Source organism: Pseudomonas sp. LBUM1664 (assembly GCF_059695895.1).
The window spans coordinates 4,975,939-5,002,711 of sequence record NZ_CP166791.1 but is presented as its reverse complement, the minus strand read 5'-3'; the positions used below and the strand labels follow the sequence as shown (position 1 = coordinate 5,002,711).

The 26,773-nt window shown below is 60.0% G+C and carries 26 protein-coding genes; 16 read left to right on the top strand and 10 right to left on the bottom strand.

The window, feature by feature from the left end; translation table 11 throughout:
• Positions 1–72: 72 nt before the first annotated feature.
• Positions 73–450 (bottom strand): histone-like nucleoid-structuring protein MvaT, encoded by a 378-nt coding sequence (gene mvaT / locus ACA047_RS23495; RefSeq protein ID WP_497353432.1) that lies wholly within the window; start codon positions 448–450, stop codon positions 73–75.
• Between the two features lie 298 nt (positions 451–748).
• Between mvaT and purU the strand changes: the two genes are divergently transcribed.
• Together purU and ACA047_RS23485 are read left to right on the top strand one after the other, a co-directional pair.
• Complete coding sequence (gene purU / locus ACA047_RS23490; RefSeq protein ID WP_497353430.1) at positions 749–1,597, top strand: formyltetrahydrofolate deformylase; 849 nt, start codon at positions 749–751, stop codon at positions 1,595–1,597.
• Between the two features lie 59 nt (positions 1,598–1,656).
• On the top strand, positions 1,657–1,848 hold the full coding sequence (locus ACA047_RS23485; protein WP_497353428.1) for a hypothetical protein: 192 nt from the start codon (positions 1,657–1,659) through the stop codon (positions 1,846–1,848).
• Positions 1,849–1,852: 4 nt separating this feature from the next.
• On the opposite strand, the gene gpgF is transcribed toward ACA047_RS23485, so the two are convergent.
• From gpgF to gpgS, 3 genes are read right to left on the bottom strand one after another with little or no spacing between them, the layout of a single operon-like run.
• Positions 1,853–2,848, bottom strand: coding sequence for a glucosaminyl phosphatidylglycerol flippase (gene gpgF, locus ACA047_RS23480; RefSeq protein ID WP_497353426.1), 996 nt, complete (start codon positions 2,846–2,848; stop codon positions 1,853–1,855).
• Entirely contained in the window at positions 2,845–3,612 is a 768-nt protein-coding gene (gene gpgD, locus ACA047_RS23475; protein WP_497353424.1) for an N-acetylglucosaminyl phosphatidylglycerol deacetylase, read from the bottom strand. Before gpgD ends, gpgF begins: the two co-directional genes overlap by 4 nt.
• Before the next feature lie 16 nt (positions 3,613–3,628).
• Positions 3,629–4,741, bottom strand: coding sequence for an N-acetylglucosaminyl phosphatidylglycerol synthase (gene gpgS / locus ACA047_RS23470; protein ID WP_497353422.1), 1,113 nt, complete (start codon positions 4,739–4,741; stop codon positions 3,629–3,631).
• 240 nt (positions 4,742–4,981) lie between these two features.
• Here gpgS and ACA047_RS23465 point away from each other — a divergent pair, with 240 nt between their 5' ends.
• Positions 4,982–6,469 (top strand): helicase HerA-like domain-containing protein, encoded by a 1,488-nt coding sequence (locus ACA047_RS23465; RefSeq protein WP_497353420.1) that lies wholly within the window; start codon positions 4,982–4,984, stop codon positions 6,467–6,469.
• 134 nt (positions 6,470–6,603) lie between these two features.
• On the opposite strand, the gene ACA047_RS23460 is transcribed toward ACA047_RS23465, so the two are convergent.
• On the bottom strand, positions 6,604–7,059 hold the full coding sequence (locus tag ACA047_RS23460; protein ID WP_497353418.1) for a DUF721 domain-containing protein: 456 nt from the start codon (positions 7,057–7,059) through the stop codon (positions 6,604–6,606).
• Positions 7,060–7,366: 307 nt separating this feature from the next.
• Between ACA047_RS23460 and secA the strand changes: the two genes are divergently transcribed.
• The 4 genes from secA (at position 7,367) to ACA047_RS23440 (ending at position 13,181) form a co-directional block, all read left to right on the top strand.
• On the top strand, positions 7,367–10,102 hold the full coding sequence (secA, locus tag ACA047_RS23455) for a preprotein translocase subunit SecA (RefSeq protein WP_497353416.1): 2,736 nt from the start codon (positions 7,367–7,369) through the stop codon (positions 10,100–10,102).
• A 123-nt stretch (positions 10,103–10,225) separates the two neighbouring features.
• Positions 10,226–11,443, top strand: coding sequence for a bifunctional glutamate N-acetyltransferase/amino-acid acetyltransferase ArgJ (argJ, locus tag ACA047_RS23450; RefSeq protein ID WP_497353414.1), 1,218 nt, complete (start codon positions 10,226–10,228; stop codon positions 11,441–11,443).
• Between the two features lie 164 nt (positions 11,444–11,607).
• A complete protein-coding gene (locus tag ACA047_RS23445) occupies positions 11,608–12,240 on the top strand; it encodes a glutathione S-transferase family protein (RefSeq protein ID WP_497353412.1) in 633 nt (210 codons plus the stop codon).
• A complete protein-coding gene (locus ACA047_RS23440) occupies positions 12,237–13,181 on the top strand; it encodes a Nudix family hydrolase (protein ID WP_497353410.1) in 945 nt (314 codons plus the stop codon). Before ACA047_RS23445 ends, ACA047_RS23440 begins: the two co-directional genes overlap by 4 nt.
• A gap of 134 nt (positions 13,182–13,315) precedes the next feature.
• On the opposite strand, the gene ACA047_RS23435 is transcribed toward ACA047_RS23440, so the two are convergent.
• Genes ACA047_RS23435 through ACA047_RS23425 form a run of 3 tightly spaced genes read right to left on the bottom strand, consistent with a single transcriptional unit; the run spans position 13,316 to position 16,900 of the window.
• Positions 13,316–13,897, bottom strand: coding sequence for a cob(I)yrinic acid a,c-diamide adenosyltransferase (locus ACA047_RS23435; RefSeq protein ID WP_497353408.1), 582 nt, complete (start codon positions 13,895–13,897; stop codon positions 13,316–13,318).
• A gap of 2 nt (positions 13,898–13,899) precedes the next feature.
• Positions 13,900–15,936 (bottom strand): sensor histidine kinase, encoded by a 2,037-nt coding sequence (locus ACA047_RS23430; protein WP_497353406.1) that lies wholly within the window; start codon positions 15,934–15,936, stop codon positions 13,900–13,902.
• 46 nt (positions 15,937–15,982) lie between these two features.
• The gene (locus tag ACA047_RS23425) at positions 15,983–16,900 is read right to left on the bottom strand and encodes a putative 2-dehydropantoate 2-reductase (protein WP_497353404.1); all 918 of its coding nucleotides are present in this window, start codon (positions 16,898–16,900) and stop codon (positions 15,983–15,985) included.
• A gap of 141 nt (positions 16,901–17,041) precedes the next feature.
• On the opposite strand from ACA047_RS23425, the gene ACA047_RS23420 reads away from it, so the two are divergent.
• Positions 17,042–17,527 carry a YajQ family cyclic di-GMP-binding protein gene (locus tag ACA047_RS23420; protein ID WP_497353402.1) on the top strand — a complete coding sequence of 162 codons (486 nt, stop codon included), beginning with the start codon at positions 17,042–17,044 and terminating at the stop codon, positions 17,525–17,527.
• A 49-nt stretch (positions 17,528–17,576) separates the two neighbouring features.
• The gene (locus ACA047_RS23415) at positions 17,577–18,419 is read left to right on the top strand and encodes a mechanosensitive ion channel family protein (RefSeq protein WP_497353400.1); all 843 of its coding nucleotides are present in this window, start codon (positions 17,577–17,579) and stop codon (positions 18,417–18,419) included.
• 164 nt (positions 18,420–18,583) lie between these two features.
• Here ACA047_RS23415 and ACA047_RS23410 read toward each other — a convergent pair whose 3' ends face one another.
• A complete protein-coding gene (locus tag ACA047_RS23410) occupies positions 18,584–19,852 on the bottom strand; it encodes an OprD family porin (RefSeq protein WP_497353397.1) in 1,269 nt (422 codons plus the stop codon).
• Between the two features lie 887 nt (positions 19,853–20,739).
• On the opposite strand from ACA047_RS23410, the gene ACA047_RS23405 reads away from it, so the two are divergent.
• Both ACA047_RS23405 and ACA047_RS23400 read left to right on the top strand, forming a co-directional pair.
• The gene (locus ACA047_RS23405; RefSeq protein WP_497353395.1) at positions 20,740–21,174 is read left to right on the top strand and encodes an HIT family protein; all 435 of its coding nucleotides are present in this window, start codon (positions 20,740–20,742) and stop codon (positions 21,172–21,174) included.
• Positions 21,171–21,377, top strand: coding sequence for a SlyX family protein (locus ACA047_RS23400; RefSeq protein WP_497353393.1), 207 nt, complete (start codon positions 21,171–21,173; stop codon positions 21,375–21,377). The genes ACA047_RS23405 and ACA047_RS23400 overlap by 4 nt, the downstream gene beginning before the upstream one ends.
• 70 nt (positions 21,378–21,447) lie before the next feature.
• On the opposite strand, the gene ACA047_RS23395 is transcribed toward ACA047_RS23400, so the two are convergent.
• Positions 21,448–22,053, bottom strand: coding sequence for a cold-shock protein (locus tag ACA047_RS23395; RefSeq protein WP_497353391.1), 606 nt, complete (start codon positions 22,051–22,053; stop codon positions 21,448–21,450).
• 397 nt (positions 22,054–22,450) lie between these two features.
• Between ACA047_RS23395 and ACA047_RS23390 the strand changes: the two genes are divergently transcribed.
• The 5 genes from ACA047_RS23390 to ACA047_RS23370 all read left to right on the top strand — a co-directional run bounded on the left by ACA047_RS23390 (position 22,451) and on the right by ACA047_RS23370 (position 26,635).
• Positions 22,451–22,924, top strand: a complete 474-nt coding sequence (locus tag ACA047_RS23390) for a Dps family protein (RefSeq protein ID WP_497353389.1) — start codon at positions 22,451–22,453, stop codon at positions 22,922–22,924.
• A gap of 277 nt (positions 22,925–23,201) precedes the next feature.
• Entirely contained in the window at positions 23,202–23,546 is a 345-nt protein-coding gene (locus tag ACA047_RS23385; protein ID WP_497353387.1) for a ribbon-helix-helix domain-containing protein, read from the top strand.
• Between the two features lie 148 nt (positions 23,547–23,694).
• Complete coding sequence (locus ACA047_RS23380; protein WP_497353385.1) at positions 23,695–23,916, top strand: FmdB family zinc ribbon protein; 222 nt, start codon at positions 23,695–23,697, stop codon at positions 23,914–23,916.
• Positions 23,917–23,991: 75 nt separating this feature from the next.
• Positions 23,992–25,767 carry an aspartate--tRNA ligase gene (aspS, locus tag ACA047_RS23375; protein WP_497353383.1) on the top strand — a complete coding sequence of 592 codons (1,776 nt, stop codon included), beginning with the start codon at positions 23,992–23,994 and terminating at the stop codon, positions 25,765–25,767.
• Positions 25,768–25,888: 121 nt separating this feature from the next.
• Complete coding sequence (locus ACA047_RS23370; protein ID WP_497353381.1) at positions 25,889–26,635, top strand: YebC/PmpR family DNA-binding transcriptional regulator; 747 nt, start codon at positions 25,889–25,891, stop codon at positions 26,633–26,635.
• Positions 26,636–26,773 lie beyond the last annotated feature (138 nt).

Genomic DNA, 26,773 nt, shown 5'->3' with positions numbered 1-26,773 from the left:
TGACAAGCATAAAAAAACGCCAGCAATCGCTGGCGTTTTTTTGTTCGCAAGAGCGAAGCGAACCGGTGAGGCTTAGCCCAGCAGGGTTGCCCAGCCTTCAACCACGTCACCGCCCCACTTGGCTTTCCACTCTTTCAGCGTCTTGTGGTTGCCACCTTTGGTTTCGATGACTTCGCCGTTGTGCGGGTTTTTGTATTGCTTAACTTTGCGAGCGCGTTTGGTGCCGGTAGTTTTCACAGCGCCACGCGGTGTTTTGCTCGACTTGGATTCTGGATCCAGCAGGGCAATGATGTCACGCAGGGACTTGGAGTATTCGCCCATCAGCGTGCGCAGTTTGCCTTCGAATTCAAGCTCGGTTTGCAGTTTGTCGTCTTGGGACAGATTCTTCAGGCGGGCTTGCAGTTCTTTGATTGCTTCTTCAGTGGCGCGGTATTCGTTGATCAAGGACATGGGGACTACCTTATGTAGGATGCGGGTGACAAGGAGACAGTGCGACAATAGTAATCAGACAGTTTCATCAAGTAAACATTTAACCCGTGTTTTATTTAATTAATTAGTATCGCGCCACAAAAATGGACGTTGCCGTTAAATAACGTGACGGAGTCCTCACATCTGTTCACAAATATAGCCACAGGCCAGCCTTTCGCGGCGCGGATTGTCACGGATGGGCGCGGCGTGTCATCAATACTGCAGTTTTGCTGCGCAATGGCTAGAATAGCCGCCTTTGCGAAGTTCTGGAGTTCCCCTAATGCGCACTTTTCGGCTGGTGATTGCTTGCCCGGACCGCGTCGGCATCGTTGCTAAAGTCAGTAACTTTCTGGCGTCCCATAATGGCTGGATCACTGAAGCAAGCCATCACTCGGACAATCACAGTGGCTGGTTCTTCATGCGTCACGAGATTCGTGCCGACTCGCTGCCCTTCGGTATCGAAGCCTTTCGTGAGGCGTTCGCGCCGATTGCCGACGAGTTCTCGATGGACTGGCGCATCACCGACACCGCGCAGAAAAAACGCGTGGTGCTGATGGCCAGCCGTGAGTCTCACTGCCTGGCCGACCTGCTGCACCGCTGGCACAGCGATGAGCTTGATTGCGACATCGCCTGCGTCATTTCCAACCATGACGACCTGCGCAGCATGGTGGAGTGGCACGGCATCCCGTACTACCACGTGCCAGTCAACCCGCAGGACAAACAGCCGGCGTTCGCTGAAGTTTCGCGGCTGGTCAAGCAGCACGACGCCGAAGTGGTGGTGCTGGCCCGTTACATGCAAATCCTGCCGCCGTCCTTGTGCCGCGAATACGCTCACAAGGTCATCAACATCCACCACAGCTTCCTGCCGTCGTTCGTCGGTGCCAAGCCGTACCACCAGGCCTCGATGCGCGGCGTGAAGCTGATTGGCGCCACCTGCCACTACGTGACCGAAGAGCTGGACGCCGGCCCGATCATCGAGCAGGACGTGGTGCGTGTCAGCCACAGCGACAGCATCGAAGACATGGTGCGTTTCGGCCGTGACGTGGAGAAAATGGTGCTGGCGCGGGGCTTGCGTTATCACCTTGAAGACCGGGTGCTGGTGCACGGCAACAAGACCGTGGTGTTCTGACTACACCGCAACGGGCCTGGGCGAGTGATCGCCAGGCCCTTTTTTTCATGAGGCTCGTCATGACCGATCCATTGGACAAAGCCACCTCAAGAGCACCGACAACCCTGGGCGAGGGCTGCCTGAGCCGCTACGATCCTGAAGCGTTGAGCCCCGAAGACGGCACGGAATTTCCCGATGCCGCTGAACTGTGGGAGCAACTGCAAAAACAACCGCATCTCGAGGATGGCCCCGCCCCCCTACAAAAGCGGTGATCTGTCAGGCCTGCCTGAGCTTCATCAGCTTCTTGATCAACGGTCTCCCGACCATCAGCAAAAACACCGGCCCGCCGGCCACCAGATAAAAGTAATAGGTCACTGCCCGCCAGATCAGAATCGCCGCCGCCGCGGTGGATTTGCCCACCATGGGTGCCAGCAGCGCCGCTGATGTCAACTCTGCCGCCCCGGCGCCGCCCGGCAGCAGGCTGAACTGACCTGCGCTCAGGGACAGCATCTGGATCAGGAAACTCCAGGCCCACTGCAAATCCGCTCCCAGTCCTCTGAGCGCCAGGTACAGCACGCTGTAACGCAGCGCCCAGTGGAGACACGTCAGGCCGAAGACCTGGAACAGTGTCTGCCGTGGCAATTTCAAGGTGTCGGTGAATGCCGCCAGAAAGTGCAGGATCTTGCGCGCCCAGCGTCGGCGGGTGACGGCTTTGACACGCAGATGCCCAAGCAACCGAGCGGCCAGCAGGATCAGCCTGCGGTGGTAGCGGGCCACCAGCACGCAGCCGAACAGTCCGCCAAACAATGAAACTGCGCTCAGCGTCAGCATCCATTCCATGCGCTGGCTTAGGTTCTGGAACAGCGCGTAAAACAGGATGCCGATCAAGGCGCAGAGGAAGAACAGCAGATCGCTCAGCTGATCCATGGCAAACACCGCACTGCCGTGGGCCGGACGCACGCCGTTGCGCGCCAGCAGCGCCATCAGTGTCAGTGGTCCGCCACTGCCGCCGGGTGTCGCGCACATGGCGAACTCGGTGGACATCACCACGCCCATGCTTTTCAGCCCGCTGATGCGCCCGCGGTGTTCGCCCAGCAGCAAACGCAGGCGCATGGAATTGATGCCCCAACAGAGCACAATCATGCCGAGCATGGTCAGCAGCAGCGACAAGGGAAAGCGCTGCACCCTTGACCACATTTCCCCGCCACCCAACAGCAACGGAATCAGCAACGCCGTGAGCAGGGCGACGGTCAGCAAGATAAGCCGTTTCATGCGGCGCTGCTGACCCGCAGGCCTTGGGTCGCCAGCCAACCAGCCTTGGTCATCGGCACGCGACCGTCATTGAGCAGACGCTCAAGGGTTCGCAGCCAATAGTCTCGGGAAAACCCGTGACGCATGTCCACCGGGTGCAGGCCCAGGCGAATGACCGGTGCCTGGCGCCAGCGTTGTTCACGTTGATCGCTGATGACTTTCGACAAACCACGGCGCCAGGCGCTGCGGGCGCTCCAGACCAGCCCCGGGGCGTCGATGGGGGTGAAGTCCGGCAAGCGATAAAGGTGCTGGGTATCGCTGGTGTAGCTCAAGGGCAATTGGCGCAGGGCCTGGCGCGTGCCTTCGCTCATCAGCCAGGCCGGGGCGACGAAACCTTTCAGCGGCCAGTGGTAGCGATGGAAGATTTCAATGCCGGCGCGCAGGCGGGCCAGGGCGGCCTGTTCGGACAGGCTGTAAAACTCGCCTTCATGGGTGTAGACCCGGCGCATGAACCAGTCCTTGGGGTGAAGGGCCGGCGGGCTGTCGTCACAATGGTAATAGCCGTGCAGCACCAGTTCGTCGCCGCGCTTGACCCGGCTGTCGAGCAGGCGCCGAAAGCCTGGATGAGCCTCCAGCGTATTGGTGCGGTGAAAGTCCGGCACGACCAACCAGGTCATCGGCACCTGGCCGAGGGCATCGACGGCTTCGACGAAGGGTTGGTAGTCAGGCCAGGTTTGCGGTGCCACGTCGTGCAGCACCAGTAATACGCTAGGCGAGTGATTCATCGATACGGCCCTCGCCTCAAGCATTGGCCAACAGCGGCATCTGTCCGCCGAGCACGGCGTAATAATGACTCAGCAAGCTGTTGACCACTGAGTCCCAGGCGTAGTGGTGCTCCACATGACGGCGTGCCAGCACACCGCGTCGCTGGCAACCTTCGGCAAAAAGCTGCCGCACGGCGTTGGCCATGGCCTGTGGATTGTTCGGGGTGCACAGCAAGCCGCAGTCTTCGTGGACGATTTCGGTGAAGGCGCCAGCCGCCACCGCCACCACCGGAATACCGCTGGCCATGGCCTCCAGGATCACCAGGCCGAAGGTCTCCTGGTCGCCGGCGTGCAACAAGGCGTCGGCGCTGGCCATCAGCCGTGCGACTTGTGGCGCCGGGCAGAACTCATCGACCACTGTGACGTTGTCCGGCACCAAGGCGGGCATCGACGAGCCCACCAGCAGCAGGTGGTAACGCTCGCCCAGGCGTTTCATGCACTTGAGCAGCACCGGCAGGTTTTTTTCCTTGGAACCGCGGCCGGCGAAAATCAGCAGGCGCGTGTCTTCGGCAATGCCCAGCTCGGCCCGCAACTCCGGGTCGCGAGCAGCGGGGTTGAAGGTTTGCAGGTCCACGCCCAGGGGTTGCACGTAGACGTTCTTGACGCCCAGCCCGGTCAGTTTGTCGGCCATGATCTGGCTCGGTGCCAGGACCCGGTCGAAGTTGCCGTACAACTTGCTGACATAGGCTTCGATGTTGGGCGTGAACCAATTGCCCATGCGGTTGCTCACCAGCAGCGGCAGGTCGGAGTGATAGAAGCCGATCACGGGCACGTCGAGCTGACGCCGGGCATCCAGGGCAGCCCACGCAGTGAGGTAGGGGTCGCCGACTTCGATCAGATCCGGCTGTAAATCACGCAGGACATTACGCCAGGGCGCCAGGCGCAGCGGAAAGCGATAGCCCTTGCCGAACGGCAGCGCAGGGGCCGGAACTTTGTAGATCCCGTCGTGCTCGCTCAAATGCGCGCCGGGGATCAGCAGGCTGTGGCGAATTCCGGGCCGATTGCCCAGGCGCCGGTGCTTGGCATCCAGATAAGTGCGCACGCCTCCGCTGGCGGGGGCGTAGAACATGGTTATGTCCGCTATATGCACGATGAACGTCCCTCCGGTCTGTGTTCTCCATTGTTGACCTTTATGAAGAATAGATGTTCGGTTGGGGTTGTGGGGCTTGGCGACAAGGCATAAAGACAATGTGGCGAGGGAGCAAGCTCCCTCGCCACAGGTGCGCATCAAACGCGGTTTTATTTCCAGCGCCAGGGTCTTAATGTTCCAGGCGTGCTTTTATATATGCGTGCAAAATGGCGTCATATCGCAAACACCACGGGTGACCAAATGCCTGACTCATCGCAACTCTTTATCGGGGCCGACCTTACCGGCCAGCCCATCGGCCAGGCCATGCGCCTGGCGAACCGTCATGGTCTGGTGGCGGGCGCCACCGGTACCGGCAAGACCGTCACCTTGCAGCGCCTGGCCGAAGCGTTCAGCGACGCCGGCGTGGCGGTGTTCGCAGCGGATATCAAGGGTGATCTGTGCGGCCTCGGTGCCGCCGGCAACCCACAAGGCAAGGTCGCCGAGCGCATCGCCGGCATGCCCTGGCTCAACCACAAGCCCCAGGCTTATCCGGTGACCTTGTGGGATATCCACGGTCAATCCGGTCATCCGCTGCGCACCACCCTGAGTGAAATGGGGCCATTGTTGATCGGCAGCCTGCTTGAGCTGACGGACAGCCAGCAATCGGCGCTCTACGCTGCGTTCAAGGTCGCTGACCGCGAAGGCCTGTTGCTGCTGGACCTCAAAGACCTGAAAGCGCTGCTCAATCACCTCAGGGACAACCCCGAATTGCTGGGGGATGACGCGGCCCTGATGACCACCGGCTCCAGTCAGGCCTTGTTGCGGCGCCTGTCCACCCTGGAACAGCAGGGCGCGGACGCATTGTTCGGCGAACCGGCCTTGCAGCTTGAAGACATCCTGCAACCGGCCAGCGATGGCCGAGGCCGCATTCATTTGCTGGACGCCAGCCGTCTGGTCCATGAAGCGCCTAAGGTCTACGCGACGTTCCTGCTGTGGCTGCTGGCCGAGTTGTTCGAGCAATTACCCGAGCGCGGCGATGCGGATAAACCGCTGCTGGCGTTGTTCTTCGATGAGGCGCATCTGCTCTTTGCCGGTACGCCCAAGGCCTTGCAGGAACGCCTGGAACAAGTGGTGCGGTTGATTCGCTCCAAGGGTGTCGGGGTGTATTTCGTGACCCAGTCGCCGGGGGACTTGCCGGATGACGTGCTGGCGCAGTTGGGGTTGCGCGTCCAGCATGGCTTGCGGGCCTTTACCGCCAAGGAGCAGAAGTCCCTAAGGGCGGTGGCCGACGGTTTCCGACCGAACCCGCAATTCGATGCCCTGGCAGTGCTCACTGAACTGGGCATCGGTGAAGCCCTGGTGGGCACTTTGCAGGAGAAAGGCACGCCGGAAATGGTCCAGCGTGTGCTGGTGGCGCCACCGCAGTCGCGCATCGGGCCGCTGAGCGAGGCCGAGCGCGCCGGGCTCATCGCCAGTTCGCCGCTGCAGGGGCGCTATGACAAACCCATTGATCGCGAATCGGCCTATGAAGTGCTGATGGGGCGCAAGGGACTGGAGCCCCAGGCCGAAGCAGCGCCGGGTAAGCCGACGGCCGAAGAACCGAGCTTCACCGAAAAGGCCGGGGAGTTTCTCGGCACCGCGGCTGGCCAGGCATTGAAATCGGCGATGCGCCAGGCGGCCAATCAATTGGGTCGGCAACTGGTGCGCGGGTTGATGGGCTCATTGTTGGGTGGCAGCAAGCGCCGGTAGTTATAGGGGACTTATCCAACAGGGATGTTGGCTGATCTACCGCATCGCGAGCAGGCTCGCTCCCACATTGGATCTATGGTGCACACAAAATGTGTGCCCGCTGAAGATTCCCTAATGAAATGGCAATATAAATTTCAGTCCTTGGGCCTGGCATGCGCCGCCAACCGCTCCAGCGCCGCGCGCAGGTTGGGGTCGCTGATGCCATCCGCTGTGGCCTGGATGGTCGCGGCGGCATCGGTGGACAGGTCCAGCGTGTGCCCTTTGGCGCCGACCTGCACCGTGGGCGGTTGTACCTTGAACAGAATCCGCGTCAGGCTGGCAAACTCTTCGAACGCCTGCAATTGACGCAGCAAACGCTTTTGCTGGTAACGCAAGCGCGTGGCCCAGTGGCCATCGGTGACGATCAGCAGCAAACTGCCTTCACGCCAGGACGCCACGTGGCAATGTTCGCGGGCGGCAGGTTGCAACTGGCTGTCGAGCAGGCGCTGCAGGTGGCCCAGGCGTTTGGCGTGGCCGAAGATGGCTTTCAGCGGTTTGGCTTCGCGCAGCAGAACGGCGGGAGCCTTGGCTGGAAGAGGGCGAAAGGCCATGAACGAATACCGCAAGTGACAGAGGCGCCATGGTAGCAGAAAGCGCCGGGCACGCCTCGACCCTTCGCCCAAGGGCGTTTTACCTACGCAACCAATGAGTAACTTCTGTGCTTTGTGGGTTGAAGTTCGCGCAAAAGCCCTTATTTTATGCAAGCCCCGTCACAGCGCTGTGCCAGCATCGTGGAATAACGCCACTTTCCTCTCCATCGTTTCCGGGTAGAATGCTCGTTCGCATGCGGCCATGAGGGCTGCACGGGCGACTCACGGGGCCGCCCTCCATCCCTTTAGTGTGGAAGATCCTGCCGATATGTTTGCGCCTTTGTTAAAGAAACTTTTTGGAAGCAAGAACGAGCGTGAAATCAAACGCATGCTCAAGACGGTACAGACTGTCAATGCCTTCGAAGAGCAAATGGTGGCCCTTTCGGACGATCAGTTACGCGCCAAGACTGCCGAATTCAAGGACCGCGTCGCCAAGGGGGAAACCCTCGACCAGCTCCTGCCTGAAGCCTTTGCGGTTGCCCGCGAAGCCGGCAAGCGGATCATGGGCATGCGCCACTTCGACGTTCAGTTGATCGGCGGCATGACCTTGCACGAAGGCAAAATCGCCGAAATGCGCACCGGTGAGGGCAAGACCCTCGTGGCCACCCTGGGCGTTTACCTCAACGCATTGTCCGGCAAGGGCGTGCACGTGGTGACGGTCAACGACTACCTGGCCCGCCGCGACGCCAACTGGATGCGCCCACTCTACGAATTCCTCGGCCTGACCGTCGGCGTCGTCACGCCGTTCCAGCCACCGGAAGAGAAGCGCATCGCCTACGCCGCCGACATTACCTACGGCACCAACAACGAATTCGGTTTCGACTACCTGCGCGACAACATGGCGTTCAGCATGGAAGAAAAATTCCAGCGTGAACTCAATTTTGCCGTAATCGACGAAGTCGACTCCATCCTCATCGACGAAGCCCGTACCCCGCTGATCATTTCCGGTCAGGCCGAGGACAGCTCCAAGCTGTACATCGAGATCAACAAGCTGATCCCGCAGCTCACGTTGCACGTCGAGGAAGTCGAAGGCGAAGTGACCCAACCTGGGCACTACACCGTTGACGAGAAGACCCGTCAGGTCGAACTCAACGAAGCCGGTCACCAGTTCATCGAAGAGATGCTGACCCGCGTCGGCTTGCTGGCCGAAGGCGAGAGCCTGTACTCGGCCCATAACCTGGGCCTGCTGACCCACGTCTATGCGGGCCTGCGTGCCCACATGCTGTTCCATCGCAACGTCGAATACATCGTGCAGGACGGCCAGGTCGTGCTGGTGGACGAACACACCGGCCGTACCATGCCGGGTCGTCGTCTGTCCGAAGGCCTGCACCAGGCCATCGAAGCCAAGGAAGGCCTGAACATCCAGGCCGAGAGCCAGACCCTGGCCTCGACCACCTTCCAGAACTACTTCCGCCTGTACAGCAAGCTGTCCGGCATGACCGGTACCGCCGACACCGAAGCGTTCGAATTCCACCAGATCTACGGCCTGCAAGTGGTGGTGATCCCGCCGAACAAGCCGCTGGCGCGTAAAGACTACAACGACCTGGTGTTCCTGACCGCCGAAGAGAAGTATGCGGCGATCATCAATGACATCAAGGAAGGCATGGCCCAGGGCCGTCCGATCCTGGTGGGTACCGCCACCATCGAAACCTCCGAGCACATGTCCACATTGCTCAACAAGGAAGGTATCGAACACAAGGTCCTCAACGCCAAGTTCCACGAGAAAGAAGCCGAGATCATCGCCCAGGCCGGTCGCCCGGGTGCGCTGACCATCGCCACCAACATGGCCGGCCGTGGTACCGACATCCTGCTGGGCGGCAACTGGGAAGTGGAAGTCGCTTCCCTGGAAAACCCGACCCCCGAGCAGATCGCGCAGATCAAGGCCGACTGGCAGAAACGTCATCAGCAGGTGCTCGAGTCCGGTGGTTTGCAGGTGATCGCATCCGAGCGTCACGAATCGCGCCGTATCGACAACCAGCTGCGTGGCCGTGCCGGTCGCCAGGGCGATGCCGGTTCCAGCCGCTTCTACCTGTCCCTGGAAGACAGCCTGATGCGTATCTTCGCCTCTGACCGGGTGAAGAACTTCATGAAGGCCCTGGGCATGCAGCCGGGCGAAGCGATCGAGCACCGTATGGTGACCAACGCCATCGAGAAGGCCCAGCGCAAGGTCGAAGGCCGCAACTTCGATATCCGTAAGCAACTGCTCGAGTTCGACGACGTCAACAACGAACAGCGTAAAGTGATCTATCACATGCGTAACAGTTTGTTGGCCGCCGACAACATTGGCGAAACCATCGCCGATTTCCGCCTGGATGTACTCAACGCCACCGTCAGCGCCCACATTGCGCCGCAATCGCTGCCGGAGCAGTGGGACATCGCTGGCCTGGAAGCGGCCTTGCGGAGCGACTTCGGCGTGTCCTTGCCGATCCAGCAATGGCTTGACGAAGACGATCACCTGTACGAAGAAACCCTGCGCGAGAAGCTGCTGACCGAACTGATCGCCGCGTACAACGAGAAAGAAGACCAGGCAGGCGCCGAAGCGCTGCGCTCCTTCGAGAAACAGATCGTGCTGCGGGTTCTGGACGACTTGTGGAAAGACCACCTTTCGACCATGGACCACCTGCGTCACGGTATCCATTTGCGCGGTTACGCCCAGAAGAACCCGAAGCAGGAGTACAAGCGCGAGTCCTACACGCTGTTCTCCGAGTTGCTGGATTCGATCAAGCGCGACTCGATCCGTGTGCTGTCGCACGTTCAGGTTCGCCGCGAAGACCCGGTCGAAGAAGAAGCCCGCCTGCGTCAGGAAGCCGAAGCCTTGGCCGCGCGCATGCAGTTCGAACACGCCGAAGCACCCGGCCTGGAAGTTGTAGCCCAAGAGGGCGTCGATGTGGATGTCGCCCTGGCGACCGCGCCGGTGCGTAACGAACAGAAGCTGGGCCGTAACGAACTGTGCTATTGCGGTTCGGGCAAGAAGTACAAGCATTGCCACGGGCAGATTCAGTAACCCCGTTTCAAACGCTGAAACGACCCGCGCCGCGACCGGCTTTCAGCCGTCGCGGCGTTTTGCCATTTGATCCACCGTCCCGATGACGGCGGTGCCGATATACATCTATTAAGGAGCCCATTCATGGCTGTTGGTCTTGGTCCGTTGCCAACGTTGCACCCGGTTGCCGGTTTTGAACTCGGTATCGCCTCGGCGGGCATCAAGCGCCCTGGGCGCAAGGATGTCGTGGTCATGCGTTGTGCCGAAGGCTCGACGGTTGCCGGCGTGTTCACCCTCAACGCCTTTTGTGCCGCTCCGGTCATCCTGGCCAAGCAACGTGTCCAGGGGCCAGTGCGCTACTTGCTGACCAACACCGGTAACGCCAACGCTGGCACCGGCACGCCAGGCCTGGCTGCTGCCGAGCGCACCTGCGCCAAGTTGGCCGAGCTGACCGGCGTTGATGCCAACCAGGTGCTGCCGTACTCCACCGGCGTGATTGGCGAGCCGCTGCCAGTCGAGAAGATCGAAGGCGCGCTGCAGGCCGCTCTCGATGATCTGTCGGAAAACAACTGGGCTGCCGCCGCCACCGGCATCATGACCACCGACACCCTGCCCAAGGGCGCGAGCCGCCAGTTCCAGCACGACGGCGTGACCGTCACGGTTACTGGCATCAGCAAAGGTGCCGGCATGATCCGCCCGAACATGGCGACCATGCTCGGCTACATCGCCACCGACGCCAAGGTTTCCCGCCAGGTGTTGCAAGACCTGATGCTCGATGGCGCCAACAAGTCGTTCAACCGCATCACCATCGACGGCGACACTTCCACCAACGACTGCTGCATGCTGATCGCTACTGGCAAGGCCAACCTGCCGCCAATCACTGAAGCCAGCGGTCCGTTGTTCGCGGCCCTGAAGCAGGCCGTGTTTGAAGTGTGCATGGAAGTGGCCCAGGCCATCGTCCGTGACGGCGAAGGCGCGACCAAGTTCGTGACCGTGCAGGTCAACGGCGGTGGCAATCATCAGGAATGCCTGGACGTCGGCTACACCGTGGCGCACTCGCCGCTGATCAAGACCGCGCTGTTCGCCTCCGACCCGAACTGGGGCCGGATCCTCGCCGCCGTCGGCCGTGCCGGCGTGCCGGACCTGGACGTGAGCAAGATCGACGTGTTCCTTGGCGAAGTCTGCATCGCCAGTGAAGGCGCCCGCGCTGCTACTTACACCGAAGCCCAGGGGGCAGCGGTGATGCAACAGGAAGAAATCACCATTCGTATCGAACTGGGCCGTGGTGATTGCAGCGAAACCATCTGGACGACTGACCTGTCCCACGAGTACGTCAAGATCAACGCTGAGTATCGGACTTAAACCGAGTCGTCCCATTCGCGAGCAAGCCCGCTCCCACAATGGATTTGCTGGGTGACATAAAAAAGTGTTCACACCTCAAATCTCCTGTGGGAGCGGGCTTGCTCGCGAAGGCGGCCTGACAGACTCCACAGTTTCTGATTGACCCACAAGAAAGGAATCCAGACATGAGCCTGCACCTGATCATCGGCGACAAAGATCTATCTTCCTGGTCCCTGCGCGGCGCTCTGGCCCTGGCGTTGACCGGCGCGAAGTACACCGAAGAGCTGGTCAGGCTCGACCAGCCCGACACCCGCGAGAAACTGCTCAAGTACTCGGCCACGGCCAAGGTCCCGTTGCTCAAGACCGAATTTGGCGTGATCGCCGACTCCCTGGCGATTGCCGAATACCTGGCCGAACAGTTTCCCGGCGCCGGTCTCTGGCCCAAGGATGTGGCTGCCCGGGCCCAGGCGCGTTCGGCCTGCGCACAAATGCACAGTGGCTTCTTTGCCATCCGCAGTAACATGCCGTTTGACCTGCTTCGCGATGCGCCGCTGTCGCCCATGCCGCCTGACGTCCAGGCGGAAATCCAGCGGATGCTCGCGCTGTGGGCCGAATGCCGTGCCGCTGCCACCGAAGCCGGCCCTTACCTGTTTGGCGCCTTGAGCCTGGCCGACGTGTTTTTCGCGCCTGTTGCCGTGCGTTTGCGCACCTTTGCGGTGGAACTGCCCGAGGTCGATGCGGCCTATGTCGAAACCATCTATCAATGGCCGGCGTTCAAGGCGTGGCAACAGGCCGGTCTGGAGGAAACAGCGCGGTGAAACGAGTACACGTAGCGGCAGCGGTCATTCGCGACGCCGCCGGTAAAATCCTGATCGCCCGACGCGCCGACACTCAGCACCAAGGTGGTTTGTGGGAGTTTCCCGGCGGCAAGGTCGAGGCAGATGAATCCGTCGAAGCGGCCTTGGCCCGTGAACTTCATGAGGAGTTGGGCATTGTGGTAGGCGCCGCCCGGCCACTGATCAAGGTGTGCCACGATTACCCGGACAAACAGGTGTTGCTGGATGTCTGGGAAGTCTCGGCGTTCAGCGGCGAGCCCCACGGTGCCGAAGGGCAACCGCTGGCTTGGGTAACGGCTCGCGATCTGACGAACTATGAATTTCCGGCGGCCAACCAGCCGATCGTCGCGGCGGCCCGTTTGCCGGGCGAATACCTGATCACCCCTGAAGGCCTCGAAACGCCGGCCCTGCTGCGAGGCATGCAGAAGGCCATCGCCGGTGGGGTCAAACTGGTTCAATTGCGCGCTCCCAATGGTTACGACCCGCAATACCGCGATCTGGCGGTGGATGCGGCGGGGCTGTGTGCTGGCAAGGCCCAACTGATGCTCAAGGGGCCATTCGAGTGGCTGGGCGATTTCCCCTCCGCCGGCTGGCACATCACTGCTGCGCAACTGCGCAAGCATGCGGCGGCAGGGCGACCGTTCTCCAAAGACCGCTGGTTGGCAGCTTCCTGCCATAACGCCGAGGAATTATCCCTGGCGCAGCAGATGGATGTGGACTTCGTGACGCTCTCGCCCGTGCAACCGACCCAGACCCATCCCGAGGCCCAACCGTTGGGTTGGCAAGAGGCTTCGCGGTTGATCGAGGGCTTCAACAGGCCGGTTTATCTGTTGGGTGGGGTGGGGCCTGGCGAACGGCAAAAAGCCTGGGAGGCCGGGGCGCAGGGTGTGGCGGGTATTCGGGCGTTTTGGCCTGGGGCTTGATTCTGGGGTGTGGCTGCTGGCCTCTTCGCGAGCAGGCTCGCTCCCACATGGGATTTGTGGTGTGAACACTGTCTATGTCCCCCAACAGAACCTCTGTGGGAGCGAGCCTGCTCGCGATGAGGGCCTGACAGGCATCAACCCCCAGGCTTGGCAGCCGCCACCCACAGCACCTCCGCCACCCCTTGCCGCCGGGCGATGACCCGCGCTGCCACGAACAGCAGGTCCGATAACCGATTGATATAGGCCAACCCTGGCCCGGCCAACGGCTCCACTGCGTTCAACTGTTGGCAACGGCGCTCGGCGCTGCGGGCCAGGCTGCGGCAGACATGGGCCTGGGCAATCAATGTCGAGCCGCCGGGCAGGATGAAGTTCTCCAGCGGCCCCAGTTCCTCGTTCCACACATCAATCGCCGCTTCCAGGCGCTCGACTTCCGCCGTTGTCAGTGCCTGATAGGCCGGCATCGCCAGTTCACCGCCCAGGTCGAAAAGCCGATGCTGACAAGGTACCAGCACCTCGATGACCTCTCCGAGCGCCGGGTATTGGCCTGTTTCAGCGGCTAGACCGGCCAGCAACAACCCCAACTGGCTGTTCAGCGTATCCACTTCGCCGATGGCCTCGACCCGTGGGTGGTCCTTGGCTACGCGGCGACCGTCACCCAACCCGGTTTCACCTTTGTCGCCGGTGCGGGTGTAAATCTTCGACAGGCGAAAACCCATGCTCAGCGCTCCAGTTGCTTATTTTCCTGCGGGACCATCGAAGTGCCCGCCAGAGGCAGGCGCAAGGTAAAGCAGGTGCCTTGGCCCGGCGCCGACTGCACTTCCATCTGGCCCTTGTGGTTATTGGTGACGATGAAATACGACACCGACAGCCCAAGCCCCGTGCCCTGACCGATTTCCTTGGTGGTGAAAAACGGTTCGAAGGTGCGCTTGCGCACGTTCTCGCTCATGCCGATGCCGTTGTCCTCGACCTGGATTTCCGCCCACGGCGGATTCAACCGCGTGCGCAGGATAATGCGGCCCGGCTCGCTGTCGTCCTGGCGTTGGTGGATCGCCTGGGCGGCGTTTTTCAGCAGGTTGAGCAGCACCTGCTCCAGCTCGTTGGCTGTGCCGGGCACTGGGCCCAGGTTCGGGTCGAACTGACGGATGATCGCTTGGCCCTTGAAGTCGAAACCGATCGCCAGGTCGAAGTCATTGCCGGCGATTTCCACCGCCTGGTCGATCAGCGCCGGCAGGTCGCAGGGCGCCATCTGCCGTGTGCTGAGACGGCTGAAACTGAGCATGTGGGTGACGATTTTCGCCGCCCGGGCGCCGGCCTGCTGGATGCCATCGAGCAACTGTGGGATTTCCCGGCCCTGGAGGTAACGATTGACCACCTGCAGTTCGATACCCAGTTGTTCGGCTTGTTCGAGGTTCTTGGGCAGTTCCGGCGACAGGCGCCGGCGGATGTTTTGCACGTTGTGCAGGATCGCCCCCAACGGGTTGTTGATCTCATGGGCCATGCCCGCCGCGAGGCCGCCGACCGAGAGCATTTTTTCCGATTGCACCATCATTTCTTCCAGTGACAGGCGCTGGGTGATGTCATCGATCCGGATCACCACGCCGCGCCCGGCACCGCCCATCAGCGGGTAGAAGGTGAGGGCGTAATGTCGAGCCTCATCGTCCTTGGTCCAGGTGACGCGTTCGATCTTGGCCACCGTGTGCTGCTCGACCGTCTGTTTGAGCTGCGGCAGGTACGGCTTGAGTGGCTCGAAAGCGAGGAAGATTGGCTGGTTCAATGCCTCGTCCAGCCGCGTACCGGACAGGGCGCTGGCCTCCTGATTCCACTGGGTGACGTAGAGCTGCTCGTCGAGGGCGATCAGGGCCGACGGCATGGAGTCGATGATGCTGTTGAGGTAGTTCTGGAACCCGGTGAGCTTTTTCTCGATCTTGCTGCGCACCTGGACTTCCAGTTCCAGCTTGCGGTTGGTGTGGCGGGTTTCTTCCGCCAGGCCTTGGGCCTGGTCGTAGGCGGCCTGGGAATCGTCCCGCGCGCGCTTGAGTTGCTGCTCCCGGGCTTCGATGCGCGACAGCATGGTATTGAATGCCTCCGCCAGGCTGCCGATCTCATCATGGTTGCCGCGTGCGGCGCGCAGGGCGTAATTCTCCTCGCGGGTGACCTGGCGCGACAGCTCTTCGAGCTGATGTATCGGCTGGGTGATCAGGCGCTTGATTTGTTGGGCAATGACCAGCCACAGCAATACGCTGAAAATCAGGATGCCAAGGCTGGCGGTCAGGGTACCGGTGTAGAACGCCGTCGGCAGTTCGCTGCTGGCCACCAGTAACAGGTGGCCCGGCTCGGTGCCTGGGCGGGGGAGGGTGATGACCTGGTTGCTACGGAATTCACCCGCCTGCCAGGCCTGCATGTTGCGAAAGTGGTCCGGTAACTTGAGCTTTTCGCTCTGTTGCAGTTGTGCCAGGCGTTCGCCCTGGCCGTCATACAGCGCCGCGGCCCGCAGCGGTGAGTAGCTGTTGAGTTCGTCGAGCAGGCGCTTGGCCGTTTGTGGCGATTGCACTGCGTCGGAGATCAGGCTCGGGTTTGCCACCAGCCGGCCGATGGTCTGCAGGGCCTGGGGCGCCATGCTTTCCTGGGAAATGTAATAGGCGGCGCTGATAAAGGTCAGGTTGGCCACCAACAGGACAGTGGTCAACAACACCAACAGGGCGGCCAGCAGTTTCTGGCCGACCGGGAGGTTTTCAAGGCGCTGGCGCAATGGCATCAGAGTCGTCGCTAAAAAGGAACACGAGGGCCAGCGTAGCCGCTGCTCAGTCGCTGGGCAATCCGAGGTTGTTCAAGTGGGCAATCAGTCGCTGGCGCAGCTGTTCCAGGTGCGGCACTGTCAGCTCATGCCGCTGGGCGACCTTGCAGGCGTGGCCGAGCAGGTAGCCGATTTCGGTGCGGCGCCGATTGGCGACGTCCTGGTACATGGACGAGTAATTGGCGGCGGTGGCCTGGATCACCCGTTCGACTTCCGGCTGCAAGTCTTCGGCAGCCGCGGGTTGGCCGCAGCGTTCGAGCAGATCCGTGAGCTCCGCGCACAGGGTTGCCACTTCGCAGTGATGCTCCTGCAAGCCGCCATTTTTGCAGTGATGCAGCACGGTCAGCGGATTGATCGCACAGTTGAGCGCCAGTTTGCGCCACAGCCGGGTGAGGATGTCGGCGCTCCATTCGTGGGGGATGCCGGCGGCGGCCAGGTCATCCAGCCAGAACGGCGCCACCGGGTGGGCGGGGTCGCCCAGCCAGGTGTAGCCATGGCCGGCGAACACCACGCGCCAGTCACCGTCGCGAAACGCGCCTTCGGTGCTGGAGGCGCTGATGCAGCGGGCATGAGGAACACGATTCGCCACCGCGTCCTGGCTGCCGAGGCCATTCTGCAACAGGATCAGTTCCGTTTCGGCACTCAAACGATGGGCCACCGAGGCCACGGCCGCCTCTGCGTCATAAGCCTTGCAGGCCAGCAGCAGGCGCTTGATGGGCTCGGCGCTGTCCGCCGTTTCGCTTGGCACCGGGTAGCACTGCGGTTGACCTTGCTCCACCAGCGTCAAGCCACCGGCTGCCCGATAAGCCTGTAACCGGGCTTCGTTGCGCAGTACCAGGCGCACCGGCAGGCCGGCCCGAGCCAGGCGCACCGCCCACAACGTGCCAAGACTACCGGCCCCCAGGACATGCCAGGTGGTGGACATCAGTTTTTTACTCGGTTTGGCGCAGGCATCTGAGGGCTCGCAGTATCGGCAGGAAAAGACCCGTTATAATGGGCCCGATTTTAACCACAAGCCAAGCGCGCGCCTTGTCACTGGCGCGCCTTTTTATTTGGAGAACACTACATGCCGTCATTCGACGTGGTATCCGAACTGGACAAACACGAAGTCACCAACGCGGTTGAAAACGCCGTCAAGGAACTCGACCGTCGTTATGACCTCAAGGGCAAGGGCAGCTTCGAGTTCAAGGAAAAGGATTTGACCGTCAACCTGACCGCCGAGGCCGATTTCCAACTTGAGGCGATGATCGAGATCCTCAAGCTGGCGCTGGTCAAGCGCAAGATCGACGTGCAGTGCCTTGAGGTCAAGGACGCCTATGCCTCGGGCAAGTTGATGAAGCAGGAAGCCGTGCTCAAGGAAGGCATCGACAAGGAGCTGGCGAAGAAGATCGTCGCTCACATCAAAGATGCCAAGCTCAAGGTGCAAGCCGCCATTCAGGGCGAGCAGGTACGCGTCACCGGCAAGAAGCGTGACGACTTGCAGGAAGCCATCGCGGCACTGCGAGTCAAGGACTTTGGCATGCCGCTGCAATTCAATAACTTTCGCGACTGACACCGGGTTGTTCGCCCCGTACATGTAACGGGACATAGAGGAGAAATAGATGGACTTGAACACTGAAGTGGACAACCTGGTCAAGGCTTCCCAGGCCTGGATTCCGATGATCATGGAATACGGTAGCCGGGTGCTGCTGGCGATTATCACCCTGGGCATCGGCTGGTGGCTGATCAACAAGGTGACGCAAAAACTGGGCGCACTGCTAGCCCTGCGTAACGCTGACCTGGCGCTACAGGGGTTTATCAGTACCCTGGCGAATATCATTCTGAAGATATTGCTGATCGTCAGCGTCGCGTCGATGATCGGCGTGGAAACCACCTCATTCGTCGCCGCCATCGGCGCGGCAGGCCTGGCGATTGGCCTGGCCTTGCAGGGCAGCCTGGCGAACTTCGCCGGTGGCGTGCTGATCTTGCTGTTCCGCCCGTTCCGCATCGGTGACTGGATCGAAGCCCAGGGTGTAGCCGGTACGGTCGACAGCATCCAGATCTTCCACACCGTGATCCGCACCGGTGACAACAAAACCGTCATCGTGCCCAACGGTAACCTGTCCAACGGCATCATCACCAACACCAATCGCCAGCCGACCCGCAAAGTGGTGTTCGACGTCGGCGTGGATTACCAGGCCGACCTGCAAAAGGCTCGGGAAGTGTTGCTGGAGCTGGCCAAGGATGAACGCGTGCTGGCCGATCCGGCGCCTGAAGCGGTGATTTCCACCCTGGGCGACAGCTCGATCACGGTGTCGTTGCGTGTATGGGTCAAGACGGCGGATTACTGGAACATGATGTTCATGTTCAATGAACAATCCCGAGACCGTTTGAAGACGGCGGGTATTGATATCCCGTTTCCACAGCGGGTTATTCGGGTGGTTCAGGAAGAGGCGCCGCGATAACGCTGCGGATATAACCTGGCATTGGGGTCAGGCTATATTTAGTTAGCTTGCTATTTAAGAAGTTGTGTTCAAGCTGACATGTCACGGATACAAAAAAACCGCTCACCTGAATCAGGTGAGCGGTTTTTGTTTATTGCGGGTGTCGCTATCGAATTACCGCTGAATTACAAGATGCTCAGTGGGTATTCGACGATCAGGCGGAAGTCGTTGTTGTCGCCGCCAGAGTAAGCAGTGTTCGAACGATAAATGGCGCTACGCAGGCGGAAAGACAAGTCTTTCGCCGGACCGCTTTGCATAACGTATTTGGATTCGAAGTCCCACTCGTGCTCTTTGCCTTCAACATCAGCAGAGGTCGTGATGTTGTCGCCAGTGACATAACGAGTCATGAAGCTCAGGCCAGGAACGCCGTAAGTTTTCATGTTCAGGTCGTAGCGAGCCTGCCAGGAGCGCTCGTCTTGACCGTTGAAGTCGGAGTACTGAATGGAGTTGGCAAGGAAAATAGTACCGTTGCCGTCTACACCGTAGTAGTAACCGCTGTCACCGCTGGAGCGCTGGTGAGCCACGGTGAACTTGTGAGCACCCAGGCTATAGGCAGCTGCCAGGGACCAGATTTTGTTGTCTACGTCGCCAGCCAGTTCTTGACCTTGGCTGGAGGTACGGTAGCCGTTGAAGTCGAAGTTCAGGGACTGATCTTCGTTGATCGGCAAGGTGTAGTTGGCGTTGATGTACTGCTTCTTGAAGTAGTCATCAACATCGGAAGCCGCTACGCCAGCGACGAAATTGTCGGTGAACTGGTAGGTTGCGCCGGCAATGTTGGCGGATGTCAGGCCAGGGCCACCGCCGTTGATGCTATCGCGGCCCATGCCGGTCTGCGAGCTCAGTGCGGTGAAACGACCAGCACTCAGTTCCAGGCCCTTGATTTCCTTACTGGTGATCAAGGTACCGGTGGCGCTTTCCGGGATCAGACGGCTGTCGTCAGTGGAGAAGACAGGGCTGGCAACGAATTGGTTACCGTATTTCAGGACGGTGTCGGACAGACGGAATTTAACCGCGCCACCTGCTCTCGACTGGGTATCTTCAGGACGACCGTCGCTGTCGGTACCGAACAGACCGTTACCGGTACGGCCACGACCGCTGTCGAGCTTGATGGAGCCCAATGCAAAGGCGTCAACGCCTACGCCAACGGTGCCTTGAGTGAAGCCCGACTCGTAGATGGCGCGCAAGCCAAGACCGGTTTCTTCACGATAGCTTTGGTCTTTGCTGACAGCGTTTTCGTTTTTGAAGTCACGGTTCATGTACAGCATACGGGTCAGAACATTCAGGCTCTGATCTTCAAAAAAGCCCTTGGCATCATCCTGGGAGGACGCCATTGCGAACTGCGAGGTACTGGCCGAAACAGCCAGTGCGATCATGCTCCACTTCATCACGCGCATCGTGATTTGCTCCTTTGGTTTTTAGAAGAGTACTGCCGTCCCACCTGTTTTATTATCTGGGCGGCTCTTTCTTTTTTGTGTCGGCGCAACTTATATCATGCCGACATTCAATGGCGATACTTGCCCATTCAACCTTTCAGCTTCTTTACGACCATGTCGCCAATGGCTCGATCCATGTCGCAATTCTGCTGTTGCGATGCAATCGGATTCACAACTTGAATGTTGTTTTTTTCTCCGGCATCGGTGTAAAGAGTCCGTCATTACCGCGCTTGAAGCTCCTGAGGGCAGCCTTGCCACTTTATTCGTGGGTCTACGGACGCTCGCTTCCGGCGATGCCCTGTAGACGATGCAGGGATGCTTGCAACAAGCATGCACAAACCCCCATTTCGTTTACATTTTTTTCACATTCCTGCTGTCGACGTGGTGAAACCTCATGAAACCGGGCACCAAAGGCCTTGTTTTAAATAGGGTTGACTGCCGTGGGGCTCTCGTGTTTGGAGCCCGTAAACGCCGCAAGACAACCAAAAACGTTACCGGTTCACCCTATGCAGTGAGTAAATCGCGGATGCTTTGTGCACTGAGCGTAGACGACCTGTGCTGTTTTGGTGCAGAAATTCTTCAGGCTGTACGAAAATCTTACAGGTTCAGTGCTTTACGTTACCCCAAAGGTGGTCGTCTCAGCCCCACGCGATCTTTACTGCGCTGTGTTGGTGCGACGATGCACTGGTTAATGCCAGCGGTCAGCTCGAAAAACAGGTGTCGGGCCAGGCCCGGACGGTACGAAGTGAACGATCCGACATTCACGGGTATGCTGCGGGTCTGTGCCCGATGCAGGCCTGCGGGCCGCTGGGCCGGGCAGAATCGATAACGAGCGAGGAGTACGCGCGGTGTTTGCTTTAGATCCAAGACTGCAACAAGACACATTGCCCATCGGCGATTTCCCGCTGTGCCGGTTGCTCTTGTCCAACGACTCGAATTATCCGTGGTTCATCCTCGTACCGAGGCGGGAAAATATCAGTGAATTGTTTCAATTAGATGACGAAGATCAACAGCAGCTATGGAAGGAAACCACGGCGCTGGCCGAAACCCTCAAGGACTCGTTCGACGCCGACAAGATGAACGTTGCAACCTTGGGTAACGTCGTCAGTCAATTGCACATGCATGTCATCGTGCGCAGGCGCGATGATGCCGCCTGGCCGGCACCGGTCTGGGGCAAGCATCCGGCCCGGCCTTATAATGCCGAGCAGGTGACGGCCATTTGCGAACGGTTGCGAGTGGCCCTGACCGATGATTTCAAGTTTCTGGAGGGCATGAAACCATGAACCTTGAAGAACGAGTAACCGATCTGGAAAGCCGCCTGGCGTTTCAGGATGACACCATCCAGGCATTGAATGACGTGCTAGTGGGGCAGCAGCGAGTCGTCGAGCGTTTGCAGCTGCAGATGGCGGCGCTGCTCAAGCGTCAGGAAGAAATGGTCGGGCAATTTGAATCCTTTGAAGAAGACGCGCCGCCGCCTCATTACTGACCCGACCCAAACGCCAGGCAATAAAAAACCGCGAGCAGCCAGGCTGCATCGCGGTTTTTTTATGCCTGGATCAGCGGCGCGGCAGCGCGGCGATCACGTCTTCGGCCTGCAGGCCCTTGTCGCGGTTCATCACGGAGAATTCCACGCGCTGGCCTTCCACCAGAACGCGGTGGCCCTCGCCACGGATGGCCCGGAAATGCACAAAAATGTCATCGCCGGAGTCACGCGAGATAAAACCGAACCCCTTGGAAGTGTTGAACCACTTCACGGTGCCGGTATCGCGGTTGGACATGTCGTAGTTTTGCGATGCGGCGGCCGGCGACGACTTTTTGTAGAAACTGACGGCCAGGTGCAGTGCCACAGCGAGCAGTGCCGCGGCCAGGCTGAGCAGGATGGCCGGTTGACCAGCGATTTCCGGCATGGGCGCCAGCAGGGCCAGGGTTTGCAGGGCAACGGCCAGCACCAGCAGGGCGCTGACAATGTTTTGCAGTTGATGACGTGGACCTTTGTTCCAGTAAGGGATAACAGGTGCGAGGGTCAGGTTGAGCAGGCCGAAAAAGGCCAGGTACAGCGCATCGGGATGCTGCAGGTAAGGTGTGGCTTCGGAACCCAGGCTAGGGATGAAGGACAGCAGCAGGGCAGCTGCGCCCATTAGCAAGTGGACGATTTTCAACATTTTGATTGGCTCACGGTTAAGACAGATCACAAGGAAGAGCTGGTCGGGGACGGTTCGCTTCAGAACAATAAGAGGCGTTGAGCACGTACCCGAATCAGCCTATGCGCCACGCCCGGGAAAGTAAGCGTAGCGACACACTGCCTATTTAACAGCAAAGCCCTGGCCTTCTCAAACTCGTTACGGACGCATGCCACGCTGTTCGTCGGCCAGAAAAGCCAGGCAGGCGCTTGAATGTGCCTGGCAAAGGGCGTTGAATTTTCTCCGCCCACCGGAACCGCTCGGCATCGCGGCTTGTCGGTTCAGGAGGGCAGGCGATTTGTCGCATGCTGTTGGTGGTAACACCCGCTAGAGTGGAGTGGCCGCTGTCGAATTCATCACCGTCAGGAGATCAACCAACATGGCAATTGATATCGGTATCAGCGAAGAGGATCGCAAGTCCATCGTCGACGGGCTTTCGCACCTGCTGTCGGACACTTATGTGTTGTATCTCAAGACTCACAATTTCCACTGGAACGTCACGGGGCCGATGTTTAGGACCCTGCATCTGATGTTCGAGGAGCAATACAACGAACTGGCGCTGGCGGTGGATCTGATTGCCGAGCGAATTCGCGCGCTTGGCTTCCCCGCACCTGGCGCTTACTCGGTGTATGCGCGCTTGTCTTCTATTAAAGAAGAGGAGGGTGTGCCTGGCGCCGAAGACATGATCCGGCAATTGGTCGCCGGCCAGGAGGCGGTAACGCGTACGGCCCGTAGCATCTTTCCTTTATTGGACAAGGTCAGTGACGAGCCCACCGCCGATCTGCTGACCCAGCGCATGCAGGTCCACGAAAAAACCGCCTGGATGTTGCGCTCGCTGCTGGAAGACCGGTAAGCCTCAGGCAGGCGATGATGTGGCCGTTGGCATCATTGCCTGCCCGCCGTGATTTTTGGCTTTCCTTTGTATCAGGCTTTTCGATCAGTCTCCCGCCTCTGTATGGGGATGACCCCTCGCGTGTAGGACGGCGTAATTCGTCGCCTGCCTGCTGTTGGCTTGTCCTACGTTGATGGTCATAAAGTCATCTGGATCTGACGATCCGGTTGAGCTTCCATAGACCGACAGATTGGTTGTTCTGACTGAGAGGTTCGTATGGCAAAGGAGTGTCAACGGTATGATTCAAGGAAAAGAATCCAGGGAGGGTGTGCATGGGCGTTTTCAGCCCATACACATCGACCCGTTCGTCAGTGGGTTCGATATGCAGCTGGCCCGCCCCTTGTCCCGATCCATCCGCCTGAACGGGTTCGCCACCTGTTTGCGGCTGGAGCAAGTCTATTGGGACATCCTCGGCAACATGGCCCAGCTCAACAGCTGTTCCATCAGTACCTTGCTGTCCCATGTGGACAGAGAGGTGCATCTGCGTCATGGCGGGGTGCGCAATTTCAGCGGGTTGGTGCGCGTGGTCTGCGTGGTGCACAGTTTGAAGGAAACCGGTGCGCAGGTCGTGGACCCTCATTGATGGGACACAGTCCTTGTCGATGACTGAACCTGTCCGGTAGCGGCCTGTGCCGTCTTACGGCTGCACAGGCCGCATTTAATGGATATAATCCCGCTCTTTGCCGCAAAGCCCGCCTTTGCGCGAGTAACCTGATCGCCGAGACAACCCCATGCCGATGTACGACTATCAATGTGCTTCCTGTGGTCATCAGATGGAAGCCATTCAAAAGATCAGCGCTGCACCGCTGGTCGACTGCCCTGCCTGCCAGGCGCCGGAACTGAAAAAGATGCTGTCCATGCCTGGTTTCCGCCTCGGTGGCACCGGCTGGTATGAAACCGACTTCAAGACCGGCACCAAGAAGAACCTGGCCGGTGGCGACAAAGCTGATTGAGTTGAACACGCGTGAGTTCTTGCACGGGCAGGGCCTCCAACCGAATTTCGAATTACGAGAAGTGAAACCACTACCATGATGCGCAGCCATTATTGCGGCCAACTGAACGAAAGCCTGGAAGGTCAGGAAGTTACTCTTTGCGGATGGGTCCATCGTCGCCGTGACCATGGCGGGGTGATTTTCCTCGATATCCGTGATCGTGAAGGCCTGGCCCAGGTGGTGTTCGATCCGGACCGCGCTGAAACCTTCGCCGCCGCCGACCGCGTGCGCAGCGAATACGTCGTCAAGATCACCGGCAAGGTGCGCCTGCGCCCGGCCGGCGCCGGCAACGCCAACATGACGTCTGGCATGATCGAAGTGCTGGGCTACGAGCTGGAAGTGCTCAACGAATCGGAAACCCCGCCGTTCCCACTCAATGAATACTCCGACGTGGGCGAAGAAACCCGCCTGCGCTATCGCTTCATCGACCTGCGTCGCCCGGAAATGGCCGAGAAGCTGCGTCTGCGTTCGCGCATGACCACCAGCATCCGTCATTACCTGGACGAGAACGGCTTCCTCGACGTCGAGACGCCGATCCTGACCCGCGCCACGCCGGAAGGCGCCCGCGACTACCTGGTGCCGAGCCGTACCCACCCCGGCAGCTTCTTCGCCTTGCCGCAATCGCCACAGCTGTTCAAGCAATTGCTGATGGTGGCCGGGTTCGATCGCTACTACCAGATCGCCAAGTGCTTTCGCGATGAAGACCTGCGTGCCGACCGTCAGCCTGAGTTCACTCAGATCGACATCGAGACCAGCTTCCTCGACGAAAAAGACATCATGGGCCTGACCGAAGGCATGATCCGTAACCTGTTCAAGGAAGTGTTGGGCCTGGAGTTCGGCGAGTTCCCGCACATGACCTTCGAAGAGGCCATGCGCCGCTACGGTTCCGACAAGCCGGACCTGCGTAACCCGCTGGAACTGGTGGACGTGGCCGACCAGCTCAAGGAAGTCGATTTCAAGGTGTTCAGCGGCCCGGCCAACGACCCGAAGTGTCGTATCGCGGCCCTGCGTGTTCCAGGCGGGGCAAGCATGCCGCGCAAGCAGATCGACGACTACACCAAGTTCGTCGGTATCTACGGTGCCAAGGGCCTGGCGTACATCAAGGTCAACGAGCGCGCCGCGGGTGTTGACGGCCTGCAATCGCCGATCGTGAAGAACATCCCGGAAGCTAACCTCAATGTGATCCTCGATCGCGTGGGCGCGGTTGACGGCGACATCGTGTTTTTCGGCGCCGACAAGGCCAAGATCGTCAGCGAAGCCCTGGGCGCACTGCGCATCAAGCTGGGTCACGACCTGAAGCTGCTGACCTGCGAGTGGGCACCGATGTGGGTCGTTGACTTCCCGATGTTCGAAGAAAACGACGACGGCAGCTTCTCCGCGCTGCACCATCCGTTCACCGCTCCGAAGTGCTCGCCGCAAGAGTTGGAGGCCAACCCGGCCACCGCTCTGTCGCGCGCTTACGACATGGTCCTGAACGGCACCGAGCTGGGTGGCGGTTCGATCCGTATCCATCGCAAGGAAATGCAACAGGCGGTGTTCCGCCTGCTGGGCATCAGCGAAGCCGAGCAGGAAGAGAAGTTCGGCTTCCTGCTGGACGCCCTGAAATACGGTGCGCCGCCCCACGGTGGCCTGGCCTTCGGTCTGGACCGTCTGGTGATGCTGATGACCGGCGCCCAGTCGATCCGTGAAGTGATCGCATTCCCGAAAACCCAGAGCGCGGCTGATGTCATGACTCAGGCTCCGGGTGTGGTGGATGCCAAGGCGCTGCGTGAGTTGCACATCCGTCTGCGTGAACAGCCAAAGGCTGAGTAAGGCTGGCACCTGAGAGGGCGCATCTTCGGATGCGCCTTTTCATTGGAGTCGATATTTCTGGTTGCCGGCGGCTGCGCGAGCGCAGGGCGGGCAATGTTCCAAAGAGAAACCGGAGCGAGTTATGGCAGGTCATTCCAAGTGGGCGAACATCAAGCACCGCAAAGAACGTCAGGATGCCAAGAGAGGCAAGATCTTTACCAAGTGGATCCGTGAGCTGACGGTCGCGGCTCGCCAGGGTGGCGGCGATCCGGGCTCCAACCCGCGCTTGCGCCTGGCCCTGGACAAGGCGCTGGGTGCCAACATGAGTCGCGACATCATCGACCGGGCCATCGCCCGTGGCGCGGGTGCGACCGAGGCTGACAACGTTGAAGAGCTGACCTACGAAGGTTACGGCCCGGGCGGCGTGGCGGTGATGGTCGAATGCATGACCGACAACCGCAACCGTACCGCCGCCGCCGTACGTCACGCCTTCAGCAAATGTGGGGGCAACCTGGGCACCGACGGTTCGGTGGCTTACTTGTTCGAGCGCAAGGGGCAAATCAGCTTCGCGCCAGGCATCGATGAGGATGCGCTGACCGAGGCAGCCCTGGAAGCCGACGCCGATGACGTGGTCAGTCATGAAGACGGCTCGTTCGACGTGTTCACCTCGTTCGTCAGCTTCTATGCTGTGCGCAATGCGCTGGAGGCTGCCGGCTTCAAGCCGGCCGACGCGGAAATCGTCATGCAGCCGACCACCAGTGCCGAACTGGACCTGGAAGGTGCCGAGAAGGTGCTCAAGCTGATCGACATGCTTGAAGACCTGGACGACGTGCAGAACGTCTACTCCAACGCCGACATTCCAGAGTCGGTCGCCGAACAACTAGGCTGACAGTGCTGTTGGTACAACGGTCTTGTTCAAATAGGCGTAGGTGCTTTATGTGGGAGCGAGCCTGTTCGCGATAGCGCTGGTCCAGCTTGCAAATAGGTTGCAGTGAGATCGCCATCGCGAGCAGGCTCGCTCCCACAG

Coding starts and splice junctions, on each gene's coding strand:
- ACA047_RS23420 (WP_497353402.1), top strand. CDS start 17,042: ATGCCGTCATTCGACGTGGTATCCGAACTGGACAAACACGAAGTCACC.
- aspS (WP_497353383.1), top strand. CDS start 23,992: ATGATGCGCAGCCATTATTGCGGCCAACTGAACGAAAGCCTGGAAGGT.
- ACA047_RS23465 (WP_497353420.1), top strand. CDS start 4,982: ATGCCTGACTCATCGCAACTCTTTATCGGGGCCGACCTTACCGGCCAG.
- purU (WP_497353430.1), top strand. CDS start 749: ATGCGCACTTTTCGGCTGGTGATTGCTTGCCCGGACCGCGTCGGCATC.
- mvaT (WP_497353432.1), bottom strand. CDS start 450: ATGTCCTTGATCAACGAATACCGCGCCACTGAAGAAGCAATCAAAGAA.
- ACA047_RS23430 (WP_497353406.1), bottom strand. CDS start 15,936: ATGCCATTGCGCCAGCGCCTTGAAAACCTCCCGGTCGGCCAGAAACTG.
- ACA047_RS23410 (WP_497353397.1), bottom strand. CDS start 19,852: ATGCGCGTGATGAAGTGGAGCATGATCGCACTGGCTGTTTCGGCCAGT.
- gpgF (WP_497353426.1), bottom strand. CDS start 2,848: ATGAAACGGCTTATCTTGCTGACCGTCGCCCTGCTCACGGCGTTGCTG.
- ACA047_RS23485 (WP_497353428.1), top strand. CDS start 1,657: ATGACCGATCCATTGGACAAAGCCACCTCAAGAGCACCGACAACCCTG.
- ACA047_RS23400 (WP_497353393.1), top strand. CDS start 21,171: ATGAACCTTGAAGAACGAGTAACCGATCTGGAAAGCCGCCTGGCGTTT.
- ACA047_RS23370 (WP_497353381.1), top strand. CDS start 25,889: ATGGCAGGTCATTCCAAGTGGGCGAACATCAAGCACCGCAAAGAACGT.
- ACA047_RS23460 (WP_497353418.1), bottom strand. CDS start 7,059: ATGGCCTTTCGCCCTCTTCCAGCCAAGGCTCCCGCCGTTCTGCTGCGC.
- gpgD (WP_497353424.1), bottom strand. CDS start 3,612: ATGAATCACTCGCCTAGCGTATTACTGGTGCTGCACGACGTGGCACCG.
- ACA047_RS23415 (WP_497353400.1), top strand. CDS start 17,577: ATGGACTTGAACACTGAAGTGGACAACCTGGTCAAGGCTTCCCAGGCC.
- ACA047_RS23425 (WP_497353404.1), bottom strand. CDS start 16,900: ATGTCCACCACCTGGCATGTCCTGGGGGCCGGTAGTCTTGGCACGTTG.
- ACA047_RS23435 (WP_497353408.1), bottom strand. CDS start 13,897: ATGGGTTTTCGCCTGTCGAAGATTTACACCCGCACCGGCGACAAAGGT.
- ACA047_RS23380 (WP_497353385.1), top strand. CDS start 23,695: ATGCCGATGTACGACTATCAATGTGCTTCCTGTGGTCATCAGATGGAA.
- argJ (WP_497353414.1), top strand. CDS start 10,226: ATGGCTGTTGGTCTTGGTCCGTTGCCAACGTTGCACCCGGTTGCCGGT.
- ACA047_RS23445 (WP_497353412.1), top strand. CDS start 11,608: ATGAGCCTGCACCTGATCATCGGCGACAAAGATCTATCTTCCTGGTCC.
- ACA047_RS23390 (WP_497353389.1), top strand. CDS start 22,451: ATGGCAATTGATATCGGTATCAGCGAAGAGGATCGCAAGTCCATCGTC.
- ACA047_RS23385 (WP_497353387.1), top strand. CDS start 23,202: ATGATTCAAGGAAAAGAATCCAGGGAGGGTGTGCATGGGCGTTTTCAG.
- ACA047_RS23395 (WP_497353391.1), bottom strand. CDS start 22,053: ATGTTGAAAATCGTCCACTTGCTAATGGGCGCAGCTGCCCTGCTGCTG.
- secA (WP_497353416.1), top strand. CDS start 7,367: ATGTTTGCGCCTTTGTTAAAGAAACTTTTTGGAAGCAAGAACGAGCGT.